The sequence below is a fragment of the Profundibacter sp. genome (assembly GCF_965277155.1).
GTDB lineage: Bacteria > Pseudomonadota > Alphaproteobacteria > Rhodobacterales > Rhodobacteraceae > Profundibacter.
The window spans coordinates 146,969-165,730 of sequence record NZ_CBDIBV010000005.1 but is presented as its reverse complement, the minus strand read 5'-3'; the positions used below and the strand labels follow the sequence as shown (position 1 = coordinate 165,730).

General features: G+C 55.9%; 19 protein-coding genes and 3 pseudogenes. 10 read left to right on the top strand and 12 right to left on the bottom strand.

From position 1 onward, the window contains the following. Positions 1-22 precede the first annotated feature (22 nt). The 3 genes and pseudogenes from tnpC to ACQY4M_RS04860 all read right to left on the bottom strand — a co-directional run. Positions 23-1,302, bottom strand: a pseudogene (gene tnpC / locus ACQY4M_RS04870) (IS66 family transposase); the annotation flags it as partial. Between the two features lie 54 nt (positions 1,303-1,356). Beyond that, complete coding sequence (tnpB, locus tag ACQY4M_RS04865; protein WP_428541518.1) at positions 1,357-1,710, bottom strand: IS66 family insertion sequence element accessory protein TnpB; 354 nt, start codon at positions 1,708-1,710, stop codon at positions 1,357-1,359. Then, positions 1,707-2,099 (bottom strand): transposase, encoded by a 393-nt coding sequence (locus ACQY4M_RS04860; protein ID WP_428541515.1) that lies wholly within the window; start codon positions 2,097-2,099, stop codon positions 1,707-1,709. The genes tnpB and ACQY4M_RS04860 overlap by 4 nt, the downstream gene beginning before the upstream one ends. Before the next feature lie 376 nt (positions 2,100-2,475). Here ACQY4M_RS04860 and ACQY4M_RS04855 point away from each other — a divergent pair. From ACQY4M_RS04855 to ACQY4M_RS04840, 4 genes and pseudogenes are all read left to right on the top strand, one after another. Further along, positions 2,476-3,608, top strand: a protein-coding gene (locus ACQY4M_RS04855) for an IS3 family transposase (RefSeq protein ID WP_428539245.1) whose coding sequence is annotated in 2 segments (ribosomal slippage) — positions 2,476-2,728 and positions 2,728-3,608 — 1,134 coding nt in all. Because the reading frame shifts where the segments join, the coding sequence is not laid out codon by codon here. A 396-nt stretch (positions 3,609-4,004) separates the two neighbouring features. Continuing rightward, positions 4,005-4,148, top strand: a complete 144-nt coding sequence (locus ACQY4M_RS04850) for a hypothetical protein (RefSeq protein ID WP_428542114.1) — start codon at positions 4,005-4,007, stop codon at positions 4,146-4,148. Continuing rightward, positions 4,142-4,240, top strand: a pseudogene (locus tag ACQY4M_RS04845) (ATP-binding protein); the annotation flags it as partial. The gene ACQY4M_RS04850 and the pseudogene ACQY4M_RS04845, both read left to right, overlap by 7 nt. Positions 4,241-4,424: 184 nt before the next feature. Next, a pseudogene (locus ACQY4M_RS04840) lies at positions 4,425-4,595 on the top strand (hypothetical protein); the annotation flags it as partial. Positions 4,596-4,633: 38 nt separating this feature from the next. On the opposite strand, the gene ACQY4M_RS04835 reads toward ACQY4M_RS04840, so the two are convergent. Continuing rightward, entirely contained in the window at positions 4,634-4,867 is a 234-nt protein-coding gene (locus ACQY4M_RS04835) for a DUF1127 domain-containing protein (RefSeq protein ID WP_428541512.1), read from the bottom strand. Between the two features lie 96 nt (positions 4,868-4,963). Here ACQY4M_RS04835 and ACQY4M_RS04830 point away from each other — a divergent pair, with 96 nt between their 5' ends. The 3 genes from ACQY4M_RS04830 to rpsI all read left to right on the top strand — a co-directional run bounded on the left by ACQY4M_RS04830 (position 4,964) and on the right by rpsI (position 7,491). Next, entirely contained in the window at positions 4,964-6,361 is a 1,398-nt protein-coding gene (locus ACQY4M_RS04830; RefSeq protein ID WP_428541509.1) for a PLP-dependent aminotransferase family protein, read from the top strand. Positions 6,362-6,520: 159 nt separating this feature from the next. Next, the gene (gene rplM, locus ACQY4M_RS04825) at positions 6,521-6,988 is read left to right on the top strand and encodes a 50S ribosomal protein L13 (protein ID WP_428541506.1); all 468 of its coding nucleotides are present in this window, start codon (positions 6,521-6,523) and stop codon (positions 6,986-6,988) included. Beyond that, on the top strand, positions 6,985-7,491 hold the full coding sequence (rpsI, locus tag ACQY4M_RS04820) for a 30S ribosomal protein S9 (RefSeq protein ID WP_428541503.1): 507 nt from the start codon (positions 6,985-6,987) through the stop codon (positions 7,489-7,491). Before rplM ends, rpsI begins: the two co-directional genes overlap by 4 nt. A 65-nt stretch (positions 7,492-7,556) precedes the next feature. Here the strand turns inward: rpsI and ACQY4M_RS04815 are convergent, their stop codons facing one another. The 7 genes from ACQY4M_RS04815 to guaA all read right to left on the bottom strand — a co-directional run bounded on the left by ACQY4M_RS04815 (position 7,557) and on the right by guaA (position 14,201). Continuing rightward, positions 7,557-8,168 (bottom strand): TetR/AcrR family transcriptional regulator, encoded by a 612-nt coding sequence (locus ACQY4M_RS04815; protein ID WP_428541500.1) that lies wholly within the window; start codon positions 8,166-8,168, stop codon positions 7,557-7,559. 1 nt (position 8,169) lies between these two features. Then, positions 8,170-9,039 carry a polyphosphate kinase 2 gene (ppk2, locus tag ACQY4M_RS04810; protein ID WP_428541497.1) on the bottom strand — a complete coding sequence of 290 codons (870 nt, stop codon included), beginning with the start codon at positions 9,037-9,039 and terminating at the stop codon, positions 8,170-8,172. A 45-nt stretch (positions 9,040-9,084) separates the two neighbouring features. Continuing rightward, on the bottom strand, positions 9,085-10,023 hold the full coding sequence (gene metA, locus ACQY4M_RS04805) for a homoserine O-acetyltransferase MetA (protein WP_428541494.1): 939 nt from the start codon (positions 10,021-10,023) through the stop codon (positions 9,085-9,087). A 9-nt stretch (positions 10,024-10,032) separates the two neighbouring features. Beyond that, the gene (locus ACQY4M_RS04800; RefSeq protein ID WP_428541491.1) at positions 10,033-10,899 is read right to left on the bottom strand and encodes an ATPase; all 867 of its coding nucleotides are present in this window, start codon (positions 10,897-10,899) and stop codon (positions 10,033-10,035) included. A 55-nt stretch (positions 10,900-10,954) separates the two neighbouring features. After that, entirely contained in the window at positions 10,955-11,812 is an 858-nt protein-coding gene (locus ACQY4M_RS04795) for a DMT family transporter (protein ID WP_428541488.1), read from the bottom strand. After that, positions 11,812-12,090, bottom strand: a complete 279-nt coding sequence (locus ACQY4M_RS04790; protein ID WP_428541485.1) for a putative quinol monooxygenase — start codon at positions 12,088-12,090, stop codon at positions 11,812-11,814. Before ACQY4M_RS04790 ends, ACQY4M_RS04795 begins: the two co-directional genes overlap by 1 nt. 542 nt (positions 12,091-12,632) lie before the next feature. Then, entirely contained in the window at positions 12,633-14,201 is a 1,569-nt protein-coding gene (guaA, locus tag ACQY4M_RS04785) for a glutamine-hydrolyzing GMP synthase (protein ID WP_428541482.1), read from the bottom strand. 141 nt (positions 14,202-14,342) lie between these two features. Here guaA and ACQY4M_RS04780 point away from each other — a divergent pair, with 141 nt between their 5' ends. Continuing rightward, on the top strand, positions 14,343-15,887 hold the full coding sequence (locus ACQY4M_RS04780) for a trimethylamine methyltransferase family protein (RefSeq protein ID WP_428541479.1): 1,545 nt from the start codon (positions 14,343-14,345) through the stop codon (positions 15,885-15,887). Here ACQY4M_RS04780 and ACQY4M_RS04775 read toward each other — a convergent pair. After that, the gene (locus ACQY4M_RS04775; protein ID WP_428541476.1) at positions 15,884-16,177 is read right to left on the bottom strand and encodes a DUF6477 family protein; all 294 of its coding nucleotides are present in this window, start codon (positions 16,175-16,177) and stop codon (positions 15,884-15,886) included. The two genes, ACQY4M_RS04780 and ACQY4M_RS04775, sit on opposite strands and share 4 nt — an antisense overlap. A gap of 223 nt (positions 16,178-16,400) precedes the next feature. Between ACQY4M_RS04775 and ACQY4M_RS04770 the strand changes: the two genes are divergently transcribed. Both ACQY4M_RS04770 and ACQY4M_RS04765 read left to right on the top strand, forming a co-directional pair. After that, the gene (locus ACQY4M_RS04770) at positions 16,401-17,516 is read left to right on the top strand and encodes a DUF6456 domain-containing protein (protein ID WP_428541473.1); all 1,116 of its coding nucleotides are present in this window, start codon (positions 16,401-16,403) and stop codon (positions 17,514-17,516) included. Positions 17,517-17,608: 92 nt separating this feature from the next. Further along, positions 17,609-18,741, top strand: a protein-coding gene (locus ACQY4M_RS04765) for an IS3 family transposase (protein WP_428539245.1) whose coding sequence is annotated in 2 segments (ribosomal slippage) — positions 17,609-17,861 and positions 17,861-18,741 — 1,134 coding nt in all. Because the reading frame shifts where the segments join, the coding sequence is not laid out codon by codon here. Positions 18,742-18,762 lie beyond the last annotated feature (21 nt).

Sequence of the window (18,762 nt, the reverse complement as noted above, 5' to 3'; positions counted from 1 at the left end):
GTTATGCAGAGGTCTTAGACCAGTATTTGGCGATGTATTTCAGGGCCTCGCCGGTCGGGGATTTGGCCGATACCTTCGCGCGGCTGTGGGTCAGCCATTTTTCAAATAATTCCAACTTTGGCTTCATGCGTTCGATGCGTGCCGCAAGGCGCGCACCGGCGGACTGGCCTTTGATCTCGGCCTCGATCCGGTAGAGGGCGGCAATCTGCTTCAAACCCTCCTGTGCAATCGGAGCGGCACTGGCCTTGGCCACGTCATAAAGTTTTCGCCGTGCATGGGCCCAGCAATAGGCCAGTTGCACATCCTGACGGGTACACTTGAGCAAGCGGTTGTAACCGGCATAGCCGTCCACTTGCAGGATACCGCTAAAGTCCTGCAAAATACCATCGGCATATTTTCCGCCACGCCCCGGCGCATTGGTGAAGGCCACCCCGGAAGGGGCGTCGCCGCACCAAGGGCGATCATCACGGGCCAGCGCCCAGAAGTAGCCGGTTTTGACCTTCTTTTGTCCCGGGTCCAGCACTGGTGCGCGGGTCTCATCCATGAACAACTTGGACGATTGTTTGAGATTGGCCAGCAGGCAATCATAGACGGGTCGCAGTTCGTATGCAGCCTTACCGACCCAGGATGCCAGCGTTGAGCGATCCAGCTCGACGCCCTGTCGCGCATAGATTTGAGCCTGCCGATACAGCGGCAGGTGGTCAGCGTATTTGGAAACAATCACGCTGGCCACTGTTGCTTCGGTCGGCATACCACCCTCGATCAGACGGGGTTTGGCGGGGGCCTGCACAATGCCCGCCTCACAAGAACGGCAAGCATATTTCGGGCGGCGGGTGACAATCACACGGAACTGAGCGGGGATAATATCGAGCCGCTCGGAGGTGTCCTCGCCCCTATCGGTGATTGCTTGCAATCACCTGCCGGGCAGGGAATGATATGACGTTCCGCCCCGCAGCTGCAGGCTGTATCTTCAGGCTCGATTATTTCTTCAACACGCGGCAAATGTTTGGGCAAATGGCCACGGTTGGTTTTGCGCCGTGCTTGCTTTGGCTTGGGCGGATCAACCGCTTCATCTTCGGCATGAATGGCCGCCATCGCCGTTTCGATATCTTCCAGTGCCAGTTCATACTGCCCGGGATCGACCTTCTCGGACCTGACCCCGAACAAGGCCCGTTTGAAGTCGGCTAACAGCTTTTCCAGACGATCAATTCGTTCCTGCTTGCGCTGATTACGCCCTTCGGACGCGAGTAGCAGAGCCTTCAAGGCGTTAATATCATCGGGAAGATCATCGGCATTTGTCATGACCGATTTATAGCAAAACCGGCCCGCAAATACTCGTTCAAATGCCCGCGTGATTCACTCTGCCGCAGCTGGTGGACGAGCCTCTAGTGCATGAACCTTGCGCCAATCCAGGCCCGCAAATAGCGCCTCGAACTGCGCGTGGTTCAGCCGCATCATACCGTTGGAAATGGTAGGCCATTTGAACACGTGATCCTCCAGCCGCTTATACGCCATCACTAAACCCGAGCCGTCCCAATAGAGCAGCTTCAGCCGATCCGCCCGCTTCGAGCGGAACACATATACAGTTCCCGTAAATGGATCCTTGTGCAGATGGTTCTGCACCAGCGCGGCCAACCCGTTATGGCCCTTGCGAAAGTCCACAGGCGCGGCCGCCACGAATATCCGCACCCGGTTGGAAGGGAATATCATGCGGTGGCATTCAGGGCGCAAACAATCTCGGTAATCCGGCCCGCTGGTGTCATCGCATCCAACCGCACCGTCACCTCGCCTCGGATCACATCCAGCGTGCCGCCGCCAACCGGCGCATCAACACGACTTTCTTCCTGTAAAACAAATGGCGCAAATTCTACATCCTCGGGCACCATTGGTAAAACCAGCTTACCTTCTCGTGCCTGCCGTCGCCATTCGGATAAATGATTGGGACGCAAATCATACCGCCGCGCAACCGCGTTCACAGTCGCGCCCTCAACCAACGTTTCCGCAACTATCCGCGCCTTCAAGTCATCCGGCCACCGACGCTGGCCTCGTGGCCCGGCGATCAATTCAATCTCACTGATAAACTCCGCTGAGTGCTCCATGGAGAAACTCCTTTCCAAACTACAGGAAAGAACTGAATCGCAGATCGCTACCTCAAGCGTAAGGTGGGCACGGGACACCGCTTACAATGCTACTGGATGCATTGCCAGAAATCATCGATGCCCCAAGCCCATACATTTTGCAGAATTTTGGCTGTTGTGAGGCCGCGCAGGCATAAACATCAATTGTTTGTTCAATGCTCAACTGCCCAGACATTACCAGCTCCCTGACGAAATCATCATCAAGACATAGCGCCGCAAGCGCAACCATCGAAAGGCGGGTAGGGGGTTCTGATGTTCTGGAGGTGCTAACAGAGGTGGTCGCGGAAATTCGGACCAGTTGTTAAGGTGGATCGACTTATGAGAAAGACGATTCAAAATGACGAAACGAAAGAACCATTCTCCCGAATTCAAAGCCCGCGTTGCGCTTGAAGCAATCCGCGAGGAAATGACGATGGCGGAGCTGTCGAAGAAGTATGGTGTGCATCCAACCCAGATTGGCACATGGAAACGAGCAGCGATTGAAAACATGGCCACGGCATTTTCCAGACGGGGCCGTGATCCTGATCGGGTTGATGAAGCCCAGATTGAGAAGCTGCACTCCAAGATTGGTCAGCTGGTCGTGGAACGGGATTTTTTAGCCAACGCCTCGCAACAGTTGCTCGGGAAGCGAGGCAAAAAATGGTGAGCCGTGAGCATGATCTGAGTGTGCGACGACAATGCGGGCTACTTTCTCTGGCGCGCTCGAACCTGTATTACCAGCCAAAAGGCGAAAGTGCTGAAAATTTGCGGTTCATGACAATAATCGACAAGCAATTCTTGCAGACGCCGTGGTATGGATCACGGCAAATGGCCCGGCACATGCAGCGCCAAGGTTACAAGTGTGGTCGCCACAGGGTCCGCCGTTTGATGCGGCTGATGCGGTTGGTTCCGATCTACCAGACGCCCAACACGAGCAAGAAACATCCGCAGCATAAGATCTACCCGTATCTGCTGCGAGACCTGACGATTGATCGTCCAAACCATGTGTGGTGCGTAGATATCACCTACATTCCGATGCAGCGCGGGTTCCTCTATTTGGTCGCGATCATGGACTGGCACAGCCGCAAGGTTTTGAGCTGGAGATTGTCAAACAGCATGGAGGCAGATTTTTGCGTTGAAGCCCTGAAAGAGGCTATGGCCAAATACGGCAAGCCCGATATCATGAACAGCGACCAGGGCAGCCAGTTCACCGGGTTTGAATGGACGCAGGCGCTGAAAGAAGCCGACGTGAAAATCTCGATGGATGGCAAAGGTCGCTGGGTCGATAACCGGATGATCGAGCGGCTTTGGCGATCCTTGAAATACGAATGCATTTACCTCAACGCATTTGAAACGGGTTCGCAGACCCGCGCCGGGATCGGGAAATGGTTGGCTTACTACAACACCGAGCGCCCGCATTCCACCCACGGAATATTGACCCCGGATGAAGCCTATGACAGAAAAACAAAACCAATGAGTTTGGCAGCCTAAATGAAACCCTGATCCATCTTAAACTGGCTGCTGACTGGTCAAAAAAGTGGGACCACCTCTAACAGAGATTTCTGTGCGTTAGATCTGTTGAAGGCATTGACAATTATAACGCATCAGCAATTACCCATTAAACCTGCAAAACGGCGGCGCAATACTAGGCCACAGGAGCGGCGGTATTATGCAGTCGCCGGCGGCAAAAAGCCGGTCACTTATGCCCTTTCGTTACTCTCGGAAGGGCTTGGAGACTTATACTGTGGAGATATATTTGAAGGTACGCCACGACCATTTTCAGGAAACGTTGAGCGGCAGAGCAATTGCACGGGATTTCGGGATCAGACGGCATAGTGAGGCCAGGTTGTTGACGTATTCGGAACCTCCCGAATATCGTCGAAGGCCTTGATCAAGCAACCCAAACTGGATGCATTTACGGATCAGATTGATACCTGGCTGGCGGAGGATAAAGGGCGCCCGCGCAAGCAGCATCATATGGCCAAGCGATTTGACCAGCAACAGGGCGAATGCGGGTTCACGGACGGCTAACCGGCGCCTTGCTCGACCATATGATCCACCACGTCAACCTTCTTGAAATGAATGGCGAATGCTATCGTCTCAACCAAAGCCGCGCACAATAATTAATCTAACGGCCAATGCGCCGTGGCACATGCTTGCTATTTGAGGGCTACACGCACCAAGACGGGGTAACCTAACACCTTCAAAACCAGCTGAAAAAACAGCCCCAAACGGGCATAACTGTAGTGCCCTACTTTCGCGCCACCCTTTGACCGGTTTTTAATCCGCCGTTGACGGTTTTATTCCGGCTCTGGAAAATATCATCTGTTTTACACCTGTAACTCATGGGCGGCAGATGTGTTTCGGCAGGTAATAATAGGGGCCTCTACCTTGTTTGCCCAATCATCAACCGGGTTGTGTTTAGGAGTTATAGCTGCGCTATGGCGCAGGCCGGTAGATAAAAAAGGGGCCGGATAAATCCGACCCCAGGAAGAGGTTCCGGCAAAGCGGGGATGCTAGCCCTGCCAGAACAAACGACGCGCCTCCGTATAAGCTTCGTCGCGTGTCAGCCCGATGTCTTGCAACTCGGTATCTGTCAAATTCTGCAACTGTCGCCGTGTGCGGCGCCGCAAATCCCATGTCAGAAGCGTATTGGCCGCCGTAATCACCACCAGCGCCAGCGGCGATTGGGGTAGGCGGGACTGCAACAGCGTGGGGCGCTGTGCTGGGTGGGATGAAATATAAGTCATGGCGCGCTCCTGAATAATTGTATTGATACAAACGGAGGTTTCCGCTATAGGGAATGGATACAATGCGAATCTACTGACGTCCAATGAAAGATTGTAATGAATACAATTTGGTTTCCTGATCTATCTACCGGTAATGGCCCGAAATATCTGACTTTGACCGACGCGATCCGTCAGGCGATTGTATCGGAACAATTGCAGGTGGGTGAGCGTCTTCCGCCTGTGCGCGAGTTGGGCTGGCAGTTAAAGGTCACCCCGGGCACCGTGGCGCGGGCCTATACAAAACTGACCGACGAAGGGTTGCTGGAAGCCGCTGTTGGGCGGGGCACCTTTGTGGCCGAGCCCAAGGCGATGCCACAGCACAAGCCGATCGAGATTGGCGCACGTCCGACCAAAGTGCCGGACCGGATTGAACTGCTGTCCCCGCTGTTGCCGGACGTGGGGCAGGAGGCCTTGATCCGCAATTGTTATGCCCGCATGGCGCAGATGCCCAATGATAACCTGATCCAGTATCCCAGTCAGGCGACCGAAGCGAACGCGCGGATTGCAATTGCCGATTGGTTGCAGGGGGTGCAACTGGGCCGGTTCGAGCCCGAGGATATCGTGCTGAGCCACGGCGGGCAAAACGCCATCATGATGATCCTGCAAATCGTGTTGAAAGACCTCAAGCCGATGATTTTCGCCGAGGATCTGTCCTATGCCGGTTTCCGCCACGCTGCCCGCCTGTTGCGGGCCGGTGTTGTCGGGCTGAAATGCGATAGCGAAGGGGTGCGGCCGGACGAATTGGAAGCCGCCTGCCGGAAATACGGCCCGCAAGTCTTCTGCACCTCGCCCGAGGTTCACAACCCGACCACCGGCCACACCGGCCTGACCCGCCGCAAGGAACTGGCCGAAGTGGCGCGGCGATACGGCTGCGCGGTGCTTGAGGACGATTGCTACCACATGCAGGGCAGCGGTCTGCCGACCTATCGCCAGTTGCTGCCCGAATTGGGGTGGTATGTGTCGTCCCTGTCCAAATCGCTAACGCCCTCGTTGCGGGTCGGGTTCGCGCTGGCACCGCAGGGCAAGGCGCAGACATTGCGCAGAACGGCGCAGTTCAACCACTTCGGGCTGGCCATCACCATCACCGATCTGACCGAAATGGTGCTGCAGTCACCGGACCTGCCACAAATCCGCACCGCTATTGTCGAGCGCGTCAACAGCTATGTGCGGATCGCGGTTAATGTGCTGGGGCGCTATGATCTGAAATGGCGCAACGATGTGCCGTTCCTGTGGCTGAAACTGCCGCGGGGCTGGCGGGCGTCGAATTTCTGTCGGGCGGCGGAAAAACAGGGCATTCGCCTGCGCTCGGCCGACGATTTCGCATTGCTGGACGGCCGCGCGCCCCATGCGGTGCGCATCACGGTGAACGGGCAAATCCCGCTGGAGGCGTTTGAGCGCGCGATGTATGCGCTGGAGCGGTTGCTGAGCAATCCGCCGGATTTGATCGAGGTTTAAGTGGGGTAAAATAATACCTATTTTATAACCCATTGTTTACACAGTATAAAACAAACCTTACCGCGCTTGACTGTGCCTCAAAACCCTATAGATAGACGCAATCAATTCCTGCAGGCGGCCCATCGGGCCAATTGCACCGTTTCAAATAGGGTAGAAACCATGAAAACCTTCTCTGCTACACCGGCAGATATCGAGAAGAAATGGATCATCATCGACGCCGAAGGCGTCGTGCTGGGCCGTCTTGCCTCGATCATCGCCATGCGCTTGCGTGGCAAGCACAAGCCAACCTTCACACCGCACATGGATATGGGCGACAATGTGATCGTGATCAACGCCGACAAAATCCAGCTGACCGGCAAAAAGCGGTCGGACAAGATTTATTACTGGCACACCGGCCATCCGGGCGGCATCAAACAGCGCACGGCCGAACAGATCCTTGAGGGTAAGTTCCCCGAACGTGTGGTGGAAAAAGCCGTTAAGCGCATGCTGCCGGACAACCGCCTGAGCCGCGTTCAGATGACAAACCTGCGTATCTACGCCGGTGCCGAGCATCCGCACGAAGCACAGAACCCCGAGGTTCTGGACGTGAAAGCTATGAACTCCAAAAACACGCGGAGCCAGTCATGACCGAAGAAATCAAATCTCTGGACGATCTGAACGAAGTCGTCACAGGCACCCCCGCTGAAACCGGCGCCGCCGAGGCTGTTGAAGCCGCCATTCAGCGCGATCCCGTTCGTGACGAATTGGGCCGCTCGTATGCCACGGGCAAACGTAAAGATGCGGTTGCCCGCGTCTGGATCAAGCCCGGTTCCGGCAAGGTGACTGTCAACGGTCGCGACATGGACAAGTATTTTGCCCGCCCCGTGCTGCAAATGATTCTGCGCCAGCCCTTCACAGTGGCCGGTGTCGAAGGTGAATTCGACGTTACTGCAACCGTCAAAGGCGGTGGTCTGTCGGGTCAGGCCGGTGCGGTCAAGCACGGTATTTCCAAAGCGTTGCAGATCTATGAACCCAGCCTGCGCGGCGCATTGAAAGCTGCCGGATTCCTGACACGCGACAGCCGCGTTGTGGAACGTAAGAAATACGGTAAGCGCAAGGCGCGTCGTAGCTTCCAGTTCTCCAAGCGCTAAGCCTACTGGTTACGAAATTGCGAAAAGGCAGGGTTTGCGCCCTGCCTTTTTTGCGTTCTACGGGCTTATTTATCGGGCGGGATCAGGCCAAGCCCCCGCAAATATATCCCGATTCCGCTTTCCAGCAGATCTTCTGGCGGGAAGGGGCTTTTGGTGCCAGGGGACCCACGCGCAAACAGCTCGACCACCCCGTGGCTCATGGCCCAGATGTGCGCCGCCACCATCGATGCGGGCGGGCGTTTATCGGCGGGCATGTGTTCGGTCAGCAGACGGGCGGCCTTTTCCAACTGCCCCAGCGCCTGACCCGATGCATGGGCCAGTTCCGGCGACTGGTTCACCGAGATACCGCTTTCGAACATCGCGATGTAATGGCCCGGATATTTGCGGGCAAAGGCCAGATAGGCCCGTCCCGAGGTTTCAAATGCATCCAGACCGGTTTTGCCCTCAGCGGCATATTCCATCAATTCCCCGAACATCACATAGCCCTGCAAGGCCGCACTGGCGATCAGGTCTTCACGGCCCTTGAAATGGCGATAAACAGCGGCAGGGGTGACGCCTGCCTGCTTTGCGGCTTCGGACAGGGTGAAACCGGTCGGCCCCTTTTCCTCGATCAGCTTTAGCGCCGCATCAATCAGGGCGGCGCGCAGGTTGCCGTGGTGATAGCCGCGTTTGCGCATATTATTCGACCCACATTTCCGGCCCGCCGCAGATTTTATCATCCGGTGGGCAGGCGACGGTTTCATCCTTGCCGTCATAGTCAATGTCGCTCAGAACCGACCGGATCACCTGTATGCGCGCACGGCGTTTGTCGTCCGAGCGGATCACGGTCCAGGGTGCGGTTTCGGTATGGCTGCGTTCAAAGGTTTCGGCGATGGCCTCGGAATAGGCATCCCAGCGGTTCAGACCTTCAACATCAATCCAGCTTAGTTTCCATTGCTTCAGCGGGTCTTTTTCACGTGCCAGAAAACGGCGCAACTGTTCGGCGCGCCCGACATTCAGCCAGATCTTGGTGAAATGGATACCTTCATCCACCAGCATTTCCTCATACTCCGGCAGTTGCCAGAAAAAACTGTGGCGCTGCTCGGGGGTGCAAAAGCCGAATACCTGTTCCACCACACCGCGGTTATACCAGGAGCGGTCAAAAAGGGTGATTTCGCCACCGGCGGGCAGGTGCTGGATATAGCGCTGGAAATACCACTGGGTTGCCTCGCGGTCCGACGGTTTGGACAGTGCCACCACCCGCGCCACCCGTGGATTAAGGTTTTCTCGTATCCGCTTGATTGCGCCACCTTTTCCGGCAGCATCCCGCCCTTCGAACACCACCGCAACGCGGGCGTCGGATGCCTTGACCCAAGACTGGAATTTCACCAGTTCGATCTGTAGCGCGGCCATGGTGTCTTCGTATTCCTTGCGCCCCATACGTTTTTGATAAGGGTAGCTGGCCGACAGAATGTCTTTTTCCCCACCATTCAGGATGGCCTGCCGCACTTCTTCCGGCGCGGTTTCTTCAAAGAATTTCGATATGGCTCCATCAAAGGGCAATGTCATTTGTCTGCCTCCTTAGGCGTATATGGGGTGTGAAGGCTGCGCAAACTAGCCCCGCAAATCAGTCATGGCCTGACCGATCAGGTTCTGGTCAAACGGCGTGGTCAGATAGATTTCGCTGATCCAGTTGGTATAGAGCAAATGCCCGTGGCTGCGCCATCTGTTTAGCGGCGGTTTGGTTGGATCATCATCAGGATAGTAATTCACCGGCACATTGATCGGTTTGCCTTTGGCAACATCGCGGTCATATTCCCCCTTCAGGGTTTCGGTGTCATATTCGAAATGGTTGAAAATATAGAGCGCCCGATGGGCGTCATCCTGCACCAAGCAGGGGCCAACCTCGTCACTGGAAAGCAATGTCACCAACCCGTCACGGCCATCTATTTCATCCTGACGCATTTCTGTCCAGCGGCTGACCGGGATCACGCAATCGTCTGAAAAACCACGCAAATAGGGCGATGTGGATTGCTTGTTCTGATGGCGGAAACAGCCGAAGGCCTTGGCGCCCAACATATGCTTATCAACCCCGTGGAAATGGTTGATCATCGCCATCCCGCCCCAGCAAACCCCGAATGTGGAATGCACATTGGTCTGGGTCCAGTCGAATATTTCCTGCAATTCGTCCCAGTAGGTCACATCTGAAAACGGCAGATGCTCGATCGGTGCGCCTGTGATGATCAACCCGTCGAATTTGCGATCCTTCACCGCCTGAAACGGCTCGTAAAACGCACCCATATGCGATTCCGAGGTGGTTTTGCTTTTGTGTTCCGACATGCGGATCAAGGTCAATTCCAACTGTAGTGGTGTGGCGCCGATCAGGCGGGCGAACTGGGTTTCCGTCTGGATTTTCTGCGGCATCAGATTCAGCAGTGCGATGCTCAGCGGGCGGATGTCCTGTTTGTCGGCGTGGCGCTGGGACATCACCATCACGCCTTCATTCGACAGGATGTCAAAGGCGGGCAGGGTGGATGGAATTCTTATAGGCATATCAGTGTCCTAGCGGGTCTTGTTGGTGATTGCATCGGCGATCATATTGTCAAAATCGGCAGGGGTTCTGACCTGCGCCACATCTTCGGCGGCGACTGTCACCCCCCAGTTTTCAGCCATAGCCGCATAGCGCGGCTGGCGGTGGTGCAGCGCCTCGGCGTATCCCCAGCGGATGAAATCATCGGGGTTTACCTCATCCTCGCTCTGGCCCTTTTCAGCCAGATAGCTGGCCCACATATCGCGCATGATTTCGGGCGGGTAATACATCGGCTTGGGCGCGGCGTTAAAGCGCGCGATCAACTGATCTGCGTGGGCTTCAGTTCCCTTGATCCAGACCAATAACAGATTGTCCGACAGGTGCCGCAACACTGGATCATTTTCATTATCGGGCTCCACAATCTCGCAGATCGACCCGCCGGTATCACATATGAAATTATCATATTTATAAAGGGTTTGCGCACGGTTTATAAAGTGTCCGGTGTCACTCAGTGCATTGATCTCGGCAATACGATGCTGACTTTGACGGTGCATATAGTCCTCGAACGCCAGCCCACCCAGATCGGGGTTGCCCGGCTTGCCCAGATAGGTCGAAAGCGGGGCCAGATTATCGAACGAGATATTCGAGGAAATATCGATACTGTCAGTGCGCAGCAGTTCCGCCAGAAACGGATTTTTCATCGCCTCGCGTTTGAAATTATCAACGATGAATTCGCCCATGTAGCGGGTGCCGATGCGGTAATCCACGTTGTAATGAAACCAGTGCCCATCGCGGCGCAGGATATTGGCGACATGGGTTTTGCCAAGGCCGGACATGCCAAACAACGCCACACGCTTGTGGGCGGCGTTGTTCCAGTCGTCTGCGGAATTATAGAACATGGTCGCAATCCGTGAATTATTCTTTGTTCCTAGGTAGATTGCAGGGCAGCAGGGGTCAACCGCTCTGGGAATAACGGATGTTCAGATAGTTGGCGGCAAAAATCAGCGCGGCCCCGGCAAAGACATAGATATCCAGTGCCTCGCCATAGAAAACAGCGCCGACCACGGCAATCAGTGGCAGGCGGGCGAAATCCAGCGGCACGACGGTGCTGGCGGGGGCAATGGACAGGGCTTTGGTCAGGCAGAAATGCGCGATCAAACCAGCCAGCCCGATCCACAGCAACCAGGGCCAAATCGCCGCGGATGGCATGTGAATTTCCCCGTCATAACCCGCCACAGCCAGCCCCATCATCGATTGCATTACCACCAGCCAGAACAGGATACCGGTTAGCGACACATCGCGGGTCAGCCGTTTGGTGAAAATGCTGGTGGTGGCAAAACATACAGCGGCCAATGCGGCCGCGGCGACGCCCCAGTTCAGGGTCTCGGCCCCGGGGCGGGTGATGATCAGGATGCCGACAAATCCAAGTGCTGTGACCATCAGGCGAAACGGAGTAAGGCGTTCGCCCAGCAGCAGGGGTGACAGCAACACCACCCACAGGGGCGAGGTGAATTCCAGCGCGAACACCTGCGCCAGCGGGATCACGGTCAGGGCGAAATACCAAAGGGACTGACCCGCAAAATGGGCGATATTGCGCAGTAAATGCGTGCCGATACGGTGCCGGTTGACCTGAGGCAGGGTGCCGGCCATTGCCGCCACGCCTGTTACAATGACAATGCCGATGACCGAGCGGTAAAACAGCAACTCGAAGGTATCCAGTTCCGCGCTGACGGTCCGTCCCGCCACGGCCAGTGACGAAAATGACAGGATTGCACCGATCATCCATATGGCAGCGCGCGCGGTGGTGGACATCAGGGGATTTCCACAATCTGGTAATGCCGTGGAATGCCTTTTGTTAGCTTGGCCCAGTTGGTCGCACCGGCCCGCTTTTGATGCGCATCAAAGCTGTTTCGGTCAGCAAATACTTCGGCCACATCAAACCGACCGGCGACATCGGATGAAGGGGTAACATCAAAGCCGATACAGCCCGTTTCGGCGCGGGTCAGCCGGATGTGTTCAGGCAGGGCGGCGCTGACTTCGGCCAGGCGATCTGCAGGCACATCAATATAGCCTGTAAGCTGTATCTTCATGGTTCTGTCCTGCCTGTCCCATTATCGTTCTATAAATATCCCCGCGCGGAGCGCATAATAGTCACTGTCGGGACATTTAGATTCTATGCCTTCGGCGAGGATATTTGGGGAACAGTAATTAGGGTCAGGACCTATTAATCCTGTGCCACTGGCGCCGTTTTCCCGAAATATCAGCGGTTCGGGACGCGCCGTCAACAGTGGTTCTGTTCACAAGCGGCGCGAGCCGCTGAGATGAAGGGAAAACAGCGTCCTTCGGATTTGACGGATTTTCGCGCCGAGCTGCGTTACAATGCCTTGAAGTGAGCCGGAAAAGAAAACCTTCTGGGGGAAGGTTTTCCCGGCGAACAACCACTATTCCTGCGTCATTGTGCCTTGTCAGCACAAAAATCTGTCAAACCAGTGGCACAGGATTAATAGGTCCTGACCCTAAGCAATCGGTAACCAATATATGCGAAACATCGAGTCGCGGTACAGGCGGGGACGCCGATGGCCGTGAACGGTAATGGCACCCTGACCCTAGGATTGGTCAGGGTGTTTTTCGTTTACTCCCACTCGATGGTTCCGGGCGGTTTGGACGTAATATCATAGGTCACGCGGTTGATGCCCTCGACTTCGTTGATGATCCGCGTTGCGGTTTCACCAAGAAAGTCGTGGCTGAACGGGTAGTAATCTGCGGTCATCCCGTCCACCGATGTCACCGCCCGCAGCGCGCAGGCAAAATCGTAGGTCCGTCCGTCGCCCATCACACCTACCGTGCGCACTGGCAGGATGGCGACAAAAGCCTGCCAGATGTCATCATACAGCCCGTGTTTGCGGATCTGGTCGATGTAAACCGCATCGGCCTTGCGCAGGATCTCCAGCTTCTCGCGGGTGATTTCGCCGGGGCAGCGGATCGCCAGACCGGGACCTGGGAAGGGGTGACGGCCGATAAAGGATTTGGGCAGGCCCAGCTCAACGCCCAGCGCGCGCACCTCGTCCTTGAACAATTCGCGCAGCGGCTCGACCAGTTTCAGGCCCATCTTTTCGGGCAGGCCGCCGACATTATGGTGGCTTTTGATTGTCACCGAGGGGCCGCCGGAAAAGGAAACGCTTTCAATCACATCAGGATACAGCGTGCCTTGGGCCAGAAACTTGGCCCCTCCCACTTCGCCCGCGTGTTTCTGGAATACGTCGATGAACAGTTTACCGATGATCTTGCGCTTTGTTTCCGGGTCGGAAACGCCGTCCAGCTCGCCCAGAAACAACTCGCGCTCATCCGCATGGATCAGCGGCATGTTGTAATTGTCACGGAACATCTCGACCACTTCTTCGGCCTCGTTCTGGCGCAACAATCCGTGGTCAACGAAAACGCAGGTCAGTTGATCGCCAATCGCCTCGTGGATCAGCACTGCGGCAACCGAGGAATCAACGCCGCCGGACAGCCCGCAAATCACCTTGGCATCGCCCACCTGTTCGCGGATTTTGCGGATCGCTTCTTCGCGATAGGCGCCCATGGTCCAGTCGCCGGTGAAGCCCGCCAGCCGGACAAAATTTTCATACAATTTGGCGCCGTTCGGGGTGTGGTGCACCTCGGGGTGGAACTGCACGGCATAGAAATGGCGCGACGGATCAGCGGTGATCGCATAGGGCGCGTTGGGCGAGGTGCCATAGACCTTGAAGCCGGGGGCAATTTTCGAGACATGGTCGCCGTGGCTCATCCAGACCTGTTCGCGGTCATCATCGGCGGTGAACCAGCCATCCAGCAACGGCAGGTGCTCGGTGGTTGGCGTCACATAAGCGCGGCCGAATTCGGCGGTGCCGTGGCCGGTTTCCACCTGACCGCCCAGCATCTGCATCATCACCTGCTGGCCGTAACAGATGCCCAGCACCGGTACGCCCATTGAAAACAGGCTTTCGGGCGGACGCGGCGAGCCTGCATCAATCACGCTGTTGGGGCCACCCGACAGGATCACGGCCTTTGGTGCGAATTTTGCCAGAAAGGCATCGGTGACCTTATTAAACGGATGGATTTCGCAATAGACGTTCAGCTCGCGCAGACGGCGCGCAATCAGCTGCGTTACTTGCGATCCGAAGTCAATGATAAGAAGGCGGTCATGTGTAATATCTGTCATGACTTGGCAATAGGCGGCAATCGCGCAATGATCAAGCACGGCGATGTCGCTTTCGCCCCTTATTGGCCGGATTTCGGGGATGAGTGCTGGCATGGATCGAATAAGAATGATCCTTAGAAGATTTTTTCGGGGAATCGCGAGATGACAGAACAAAGAACCAGACGGCGGGCACGGGGCGGCGGTGGTGCAGCGCGGCGGGCGGAACGCACAGCAGTGCGGATCGAGGCGGCGAAATATATCGAGCGCAAGATCCCCAATCTGGAGATGCTGAGCGAAGAGGCGTTGCAGATCATCGAGCATAACGCTGAGACCGTTCTGGAAGAGGTCGGGGTGAATTTCGTTGACAACCCCGAGGCGCTGGAGATCTGGCGCAAGGCGGGGGCAATGATTGATGGCGAACGGGTGCGTATCCCGCGCGGGCTGGCCCGCAAGCTGTGTGAAACTGCGCCCTCGAAATTCACCCAACACGCCCGCAATCCGGAACGCAACGTCGAAATTGGCGGTGATTCACTGGTTCTGGCGCCGGTTTACGGCCCACCCTTTGTGCGCGACGCTGAAGGCGGGCGGCGCTATGCGACGATGGAGGATTTCACCAAATTCGTGAAACTGGGCTATATGTCTAAATACCTGCACCATTCCGGCGGTACGGTGTGCGAGCCAACGGACGTGCCGGTGAACAAGCGGCATCTGGATATGTTGCTGGCCCATATGCTCTATTCCGACAAGCCGTTTATGGGATCGGTGACCGAACCCTCACGGGCACAGGATTCGGTGGAAATGTGTGAAATCCTGTTTGGTAAGGATTTTGTGCAGGAAAACACAGTGATGACCTCGCTGATCAACGTGAATTCACCGCTGACCTTTGATTCCATCATGATGGGCGCGATGGAAATCTATGCACGCAACAATCAGGCCTGCATCCTGTCGCCATTCATTGTCGGCGGGGCGATGTCACCGGTTTCGGTGATGGGCACGCTGACGCAGGTTCTGGCCGAATGTCTGGCCGGCATCGCCTACAACCAGTTGATCCGCCCCGGTGCGCCGGTGATTTTCGGCTGTTTCGTGACCTCGATCGACATGAATTCGGGGGCGCCCACCTTTGGCACGCCGGAAGCTACACAAATCCTTAACGGGGCAGGGCAACTTGCACGGCGTCTTAACCTTCCGTTTAGATCTGGTGGCGGGTTATGTGGCTCGAAACTGCCGGATGCGCAGGCAGCTTATGAAACTGCGCACACCCATAATGCCGCGTTGTTTGGCGGGGTGAACTTCATGCTGCATGCCTGTGGCTGGCTGGAAGGCGGGCTGGTTGCCAGTTTCGAGAAATTCGTGATGGATGCGGATCAACTGGGTATTCTGCACCGTCTGGCGGCCGGTGTGCCGACGGACGAAAATGCGCAGGCAATGGGGGCCATTGCCGAGGTTGGACCAGGGGGGCATTATCTGGGTTGCGAGCATACGCAAAGCAATTTCAAGGATGCGTTCTGGCATACCGATCTGCTGGATTACAAACCGTTTGAAACCTGGCAAGAAGAGGGCGCGCGCGATACCGAGGCGCTGGCCACAGCACGGGTTGCAAAACTGTTGGCAGATTATCAACAACCCGCGCTGGACCCTGAAATTACACAGAAATTACAGGCCTACGTCCAAGCCAAGAAAGACTCGATGCCGGATTCATTCCTTTAGGAATAACCAGATCCGGCGCCCAGCAAACGGGCCTCGCCCATCAGGGCGATCAATAGCGAAACATGACGGGTGATGCTGTAACCGGCATCACCCGTTTTGCGTTTTTCTTCTTGCAGGCTTTCCTCGTTCATCAACCTGACAATAGCACGGCCCGGGGATGGCGGAACTGAAACCTTGAGCAGCCTGCGCAGATCGCGCTTGCGATTATATTCGGTCACCCCGAAACGGGCGGCGCGAATCAAAAGGCGGGGACGGTGAAGGCATTTCAACATGCTCATTAGGTCGTTCATTTACATAGGCTCCTGATTGCTTTGCCCCATTAGTGACACAATCAAAACGTGTGTTGCGCATTGTCTCGGACTCCCGAACGGAGGTTTCAGAAAAGTTTATATTTTTGGAACAATTCTAGGGATCGTCGCTTTTGTTAACCTTCGCGTAACACTTCAACCCAAAGCTGATCGTCGCTGGGTAACTTGATCGATAATAAAAAGGAGAAAAGTGATGGGGGCATCTATGCCATACCTCTGCGAACCGAGAGCTTTGCCAAACTGGGTGCCAGAAGCGGCGCAAAGATATCTGCAACATACCAAACAAGGGTTATCCATCCGTGCGGTGGCCCGAAATGCAGGCTGCCATGCCTCGACCGTATTGCGGCAGATTCGCAAGTTTGAAAACCGCCGCGATGATCCGCTGGTAGACGAAGCCCTGAGCAACCTTGGCCGCCAGCACTTTCCGACAATCGTAAATCCAGATGAAAAGGAATCGCCCGATATGAGCGCACCAATCCGTCACGCCAACCTGAAAACAGATGATGCCACCCTGAACCGCGAAGGGCGCCGCATTTTACGACGCCTAAGCGAAACAGGGGCGGTGCTGGCCATTGCACCGGATATGGAAAAAGCGGTGGTCGTGCGTGAACTGACTGGTGGACAGACAGCGCGCACTGCTGTGGTGGACCGACAGGTTGCACAGGCGATGGCACTGAAAGACTGGATTACCTGTGTGAAAAACGGTCGGATCGCCCGGTACGGGATCACAACGGCCGGACGCACCGCGTTGAAACGACTGCTGGCCGAAGCGGAAAACGCCCGCGCGGGATTTGCCGAAGCCCCCGCACAATTTGGAGACCAGCATCGCATCTGGGGTGAAAAGACAGTGAGCGAGGACGGCAAGCGACGGGCAGTGCGTTATAATGTGGCGGAATCCCCGCTGGCGGCTTTGGCGCGGCGCAAGGACAAGAATGGCAAGCCGTTTCTGACCGATGATCTGGTGGCAGCGGGCGAGCGCCTGCGCGAGGATTTCGAACTGGCGCAGATGGGGCCACGGGTGGCGCAGAACTGGGAGCGGTTTCTGACCGGCGGCACACGGGGCGGTTTTTCCAACGACAGCGGGGTGGGGGATGGCCCCACCGGCGCGCGCGATCGGGTATCCGAAGCGCTGCGTGATCTGGGGCCGGGGTTGGGGGATGTGGTGCTGCGGTGTTGTTGTTATCTGGAAGGGATGGAAGCGGCCGAGCGGCGCATGGGGTGGTCGGCGCGATCAGGCAAGATTGTTTTGCGAATTGCCTTGCAACGTTTGAAACACCATTACGATGAAAAATACGGCCCCCACGGGCCGATGATCGGCTGATACAATAGGATAGCCCCGGATAAATTAGAGGTGGTCGCGGAAATTCGGACCAGTTGTTAAGGTGGATCGACTTATGAGAAAGACGATTCAAAATGACGAAACGAAAGAACCATTCTCCCGAATTCAAAGCCCGCGTTGCGCTTGAAGCAATCCGCGAGGAAATGACGATGGCGGAGCTGTCGAAGAAGTATGGTGTGCATCCAACCCAGATTGGCACATGGAAACGAGCAGCGATTGAAAACATGGCCACGGCATTTTCCAGACGGGGCCGTGATCCTGATCGGGTTGATGAAGCCCAGATTGAGAAGCTGCACTCCAAGATTGGTCAGCTGGTCGTGGAACGGGATTTTTTAGCCAACGCCTCGCAACAGTTGCTCGGGAAGCGAGGCAAAAAATGGTGAGCCGTGAGCATGATCTGAGTGTGCGACGACAATGCGGGCTACTTTCTCTGGCGCGCTCGAACCTGTATTACCAGCCAAAAGGCGAAAGTGCTGAAAATTTGCGGTTCATGACAATAATCGACAAGCAATTCTTGCAGACGCCGTGGTATGGATCACGGCAAATGGCCCGGCACATGCAGCGCCAAGGTTACAAGTGTGGTCGCCACAGGGTCCGCCGTTTGATGCGGCTGATGCGGTTGGTTCCGATCTACCAGACGCCCAACACGAGCAAGAAACATCCGCAGCATAAGATCTACCCGTATCTGCTGCGAGACCTGACGATTGATCGTCCAAACCATGTGTGGTGCGTAGATATCACCTACATTCCGATGCAGCGCGGGTTCCTCTATTTGGTCGCGATCATGGACTGGCACAGCCGCAAGGTTTTGAGCTGGAGATTGTCAAACAGCATGGAGGCAGATTTTTGCGTTGAAGCCCTGAAAGAGGCTATGGCCAAATACGGCAAGCCCGATATCATGAACAGCGACCAGGGCAGCCAGTTCACCGGGTTTGAATGGACGCAGGCGCTGAAAGAAGCCGACGTGAAAATCTCGATGGATGGCAAAGGTCGCTGGGTCGATAACCGGATGATCGAGCGGCTTTGGCGATCCTTGAAATACGAATGCATTTACCTCAACGCATTTGAAACGGGTTCGCAGACCCGCGCCGGGATCGGGAAATGGTTGGCTTACTACAACACCGAGCGCCCGCATTCCACCCACGGAATATTGACCCCGGATGAAGCCTATGACAGAAAAACAAAACCAATGAGTTTGGCAGCCTAAATGAAACCCTGATCCATCTTA